The 4133-nt window shown below is 55.4% G+C and carries 3 protein-coding genes; all 3 read right to left on the bottom strand.

The genetic code is table 11. From position 1 onward, the window contains the following. Positions 1-199: 199 nt before the first annotated feature. From lldD to lldP, 3 genes are read right to left on the bottom strand one after another with little or no spacing between them, the layout of a single operon-like run. Entirely contained in the window at positions 200-1381 is a 1182-nt protein-coding gene (gene lldD / locus D6029_RS20380) for an FMN-dependent L-lactate dehydrogenase LldD (RefSeq protein WP_120066513.1), read from the bottom strand. Continuing rightward, complete coding sequence (gene lldR / locus D6029_RS20375) at positions 1378-2163, bottom strand: transcriptional regulator LldR (protein ID WP_120066512.1); 786 nt, start codon at positions 2161-2163, stop codon at positions 1378-1380. The genes lldD and lldR overlap by 4 nt, the downstream gene beginning before the upstream one ends. Then, complete coding sequence (lldP, locus tag D6029_RS20370; protein WP_120066511.1) at positions 2163-3818, bottom strand: L-lactate permease; 1656 nt, start codon at positions 3816-3818, stop codon at positions 2163-2165. Before lldP ends, lldR begins: the two co-directional genes overlap by 1 nt. Positions 3819-4133 lie beyond the last annotated feature (315 nt).

The raw sequence follows: 4133 nt of genomic DNA, 5'->3' as shown, positions 1-4133 counted from the left end.
GATAGATTAGGCAGAATGTGTTACCTGTGTGGCCGGTCTGATCTGTAACCTATGTGGCCGGTCGTACAGCCAGCGTCATCCGACATAACTGGCGCAAATGGTGGATGACGCCAGGCGGCTTATCCACCCTACAAACTCAACTGATAGTTAGCAAACAACAGGCTCGCCACATTTACTAATGTAGCGAGCTTTTCTCTTTCTAAAACCCAACCGCCATTCCTTGCGGCGAAAGAATATCTTTCAGACCTTCACGCACCAGCAGTTCCGGGGTGATTTCGGCGATAGATTTCGCGCCCGTCAGCGTCATTGCCACGCGCATTTCTTTCTCGATTAAGTTCAGCAAGTTCGCCACGCCAGCCTGGCCGTGGGTTGCCAGCGCGTACAAATAGGCGCGTCCCAGCAGACAAGTGTCGGCACCCAGCGCAATCATGCGCACCACGTCCAGGCCGTTGCGGATTCCGCTGTCGGCAAGAATAGCGATATCGCCTTTTACCGCATCGGCAATGGCGGGCAGGGCGCGGCAGGACGAGAGCACGCCATCGAGCTGGCGGCCACCGTGGTTGGAAACCACAATGCCGTCGGCCCCAAAACGCACCGCATCTTTGGCATCTTCCGGGTCGAGAATGCCTTTGATGATCATCGGGCCGTCCCAGAATTCACGGATCCACTCCAGGTCGCTCCAGGAAATTGACGGGTCGAAGTTATTCGCCAGCCAGCCAATGTAATCTTCAAGCCCGGTTGGTTTGCCAAGGTACGTTGAAATGTTCCCTAAATCGTGCGGACGACCGTTGACGCCGACATCCCACGCCCATTGTGGATGCGTGACGGATTGCCAGTAGCGGCGCAGCGCGGCGTGTTGCCCGCTCATGCCCGAGTGAGCATCGCGGTAACGTGCGCCGGGTGTGGGCATATCGACGGTAAACACCAGCGTCGAACAACCCGCTGCTTTGGCGCGCTCCAGCGCATTACGCATAAAGCCACGGTCTTTTAAAACATAAAGCTGGAACCACATCGGGCGGTCAATTGCCGGGGCGACTTCTTCAATCGGGCAGACGGAAACAGTAGAAAGCGTAAACGGAATGCCTTTCGCCGCCGCCGCTTTTGCTGCCTGGACTTCGCCACGGCGCGCGTACATTCCGCACAGGCCAACGGGCGCAAGTGCGACTGGCATCGATAGCGTTTCGTTAAACAGTTTGGTTTCCAGACTTAGCGCAGACATGTTTTTTAAAACGCGCTGTTTTAGCGCCACTTCTGCGAGATCTTCAACATTGCGGCGCAGCGTGTGTTCGGCATACGCCCCGCCGTCAATGTAGTGGAACAGGAAGGGCGGCAAAATGCGCTTTGCCGCTGCGCGGTAGTCAGTTGCAGCAGAAATAATCATGGGTTTTCGTCCCTTATTACGTCGGTGTCTTCGTCCGGCAGGCGGCTAATTCGTGCCTGTCGGGCTTCGTCTTCGTGCAGATTTTTGATAGTGGTATGGACAAACCCGAGGTGTGTTTTTGCGGCTGTGCGAGCACGTTCCGGGTCGCCTGCCAGAATGGCCTGCAACAGTTCGCTATGCTGTTCGGTGAGCCCGGCAAAAATCGCCGGAACGGTGTACATGCGCTGGCGGCTGTGCATCACGGAGGATTGCAGCAAATCGAAAAAGCCGCGCATCGTCTGGAGCAGCACGATGTTGTGCGAGGCTTCGGCAATCGCCAAGTGAAAGCGCACGTCAGCCTGTGCGGCCAAATCCGGGTCATCGCTCTCTTTGAATTTCACCGTGGCATCAAAACAGGCAATCAGCTTTTCTTTGTCGGCGGGCGTCGCTCGCATGGCGGCGTACCACGCGGTACTGGCTTCTATCGCGTGGCGCGCTTCTAAAATGTCGAAACGATAATTGGGGTCATTTTCGACCAGCGTTTTGAGCGGCTGAACAATGCGTTGTTCCGACCAGGCCTGCACTTCGTAACGCACAAAAGTGCCGCCGCCGCGACGGCTAATCAAAATGCCTTCACTAATCAGTTTTTGAATGGCTTCGCGAATGGATGAGCGCGAAACGCCCATCTCCGCCGCAAGCTGGCGTTCAGCGGGCAATCGCTTGCCCGCCTCCAGTTTACGCTCGCTAATTAATGCTTTTACGCGCTCGACTAAATGGTCGGCCAGGCGCGGCTGTGTGGTCATCAAGGGATCATCCAGGTTAAGACATAGGCCTGAAGCGTGGTGATAACGCCCACCATGCAGGTGAAGATCAGGCTGTGTTTGACGGTGAAGCGGAATAAGTCCGATTCCCTACCGACCAGGCCAACGGCGGCGCAGGCGATAGCGATGGACTGCGGCGAAATCATCTTCCCGGTCACGCCACCGGTGGTGTTGGCGGCAACCAGTAGCAAATCAGACACGCCAATTTGTTGGGCTGTCGTGGCCTGTAACGCGGCAAACAGGGCGTTAGACGAAGTGTCAGAACCCGTCAGGAATACGCCAAGCCAGCCGAGGAACGGCGAGAAGAAAGTAAACGCATGGCCGGTATGCGCCAGCGCCAGTGCGAGGGTTGCCGAAAGACCGGAATAGTTAGAGATAAACGCGAAGGCCAATACCATGCCGATGGAGTAAATCGGCAGCGCTAATTCTTTGAGCGTTTCGCCAAAGGTTTCGATAGCCGCTTTCGGCTTCATGCGCAGGTAAACGATGGAAATCAACGCCGCCACCAGAATCGCGGTGCCGGTCGCGGAGAACCAGTCAAATTTATATACCGCCGCGTAGGCCATGCTTTCCGCCACAACCGGCGGCATTTTCGCGACCATTTTGTCGAGGAACGGCACAGAAACGTTGAACACCCAATCGGCCAGTGCGCCGCCCGGTGCGAACAGCGCTTTAAACGGCGGAATGCTCCATAGCGTTACGGTGGCGGTCAGGAACAGGAATGGCATCCAGGCGCGAACCACCTGGCCGGCGGTGTAGTTTTTGCGAGCCAGCGTCTGATCGGTGACTGACGCGCCAACATCGCCAAAGCGGAAAATGCGAACCGGCTTCCAGACGCGCAAGAAAGCGGTCAAACAAACCAGAGAAACCAGGGAAGAAATAATGTCCGGCAGTTCCGGGCCTAAGAAGTTGGAGCTAAGGAATTGCGCGATGGCAAACGAACCGCCCGCCACAATCACCGCCGGCCACGTCTCTTTAACACCGCGCCAGCCGTCCATAATCGCCATAATCCAGAACAGCACGATCATCGTCAGGAACGGGAGTTGGCGGCCCACCATTTGTCCGATTTCAAAACTGTCCAGCCCGGTCACCTGGCCTGCAACAATAATCGGAATACCCATTGCGCCAAAGGCGACAGGGGCGGTGTTCACAATCAGGCATAAACCGGCGGCGTAGAGCGGGTTAAAACCGAGGCCAACCAGCAGCGCGGCAGTAATTGCGACCGGTGCGCCGAACCCTGCGGCCCCTTCCAGAAACGCGCCAAACGAGAAACCGACAATCAGCATTTGCAGGCGTTGGTCTGGCGTGATGGAAAGAATCGACGAGCGGATAATGTCGAACTGCCCGGTTTTGACCGAGATTTTGTAGACGAAAACGGCGGCGATAATAATCCACGCAATCGGCCACAGGCCGTAGAAGAAGCCGTAAACCACTGATGACAAGGCGCGGTCAACCGGCATGCGATAGAACAACAGTGCCACGAGCAACGCCAGCCCAACCGTGATGGTGGCGGCGGTGTAGCCTTTCATGCGCAATTTAATCAGCGCGAAGAAGAAGAAAATAATCGGAATTGCAGCGATGAGACTTGATAGCCAAATGTTACCTGCGGGGTCGTAGACTTGTTGCCAGGCTTGCATGCAGGACTCTCCAGAACGTGATGTGCTTATTATTATTTGCTTAATTGGTAGGACCAATATCGCAATGTAGGGTAGTTAATGCATAAAGGTTAATCTTTTGTTAATCATTGGCAATGGTTGTGTTGTGGAATTTGTCATTAAGGGTGAGGGAGTCACATTTTGGAAGGGATTGGTAGGACCAATATTTGAGGGGAGGAGGCCTCACCCCCTGGCTGTCTCTTAGTCACATCTCTGTGAGTAGTGGGGCAGTTCCGTTCACCCGATGTTCAGTGTTTTATATAGCCACTGCACCGGTGAACGACTTAGGGTGGCCAC

The sequence above is a fragment of the Buttiauxella izardii genome (assembly GCF_003601925.1).
Taxonomy (GTDB): domain Bacteria; phylum Pseudomonadota; class Gammaproteobacteria; order Enterobacterales; family Enterobacteriaceae; genus Buttiauxella; species Buttiauxella izardii.
The sequence above is the reverse complement of the archived record's forward strand: the minus strand, read 5'-3'. Positions and strand labels throughout refer to the sequence as shown.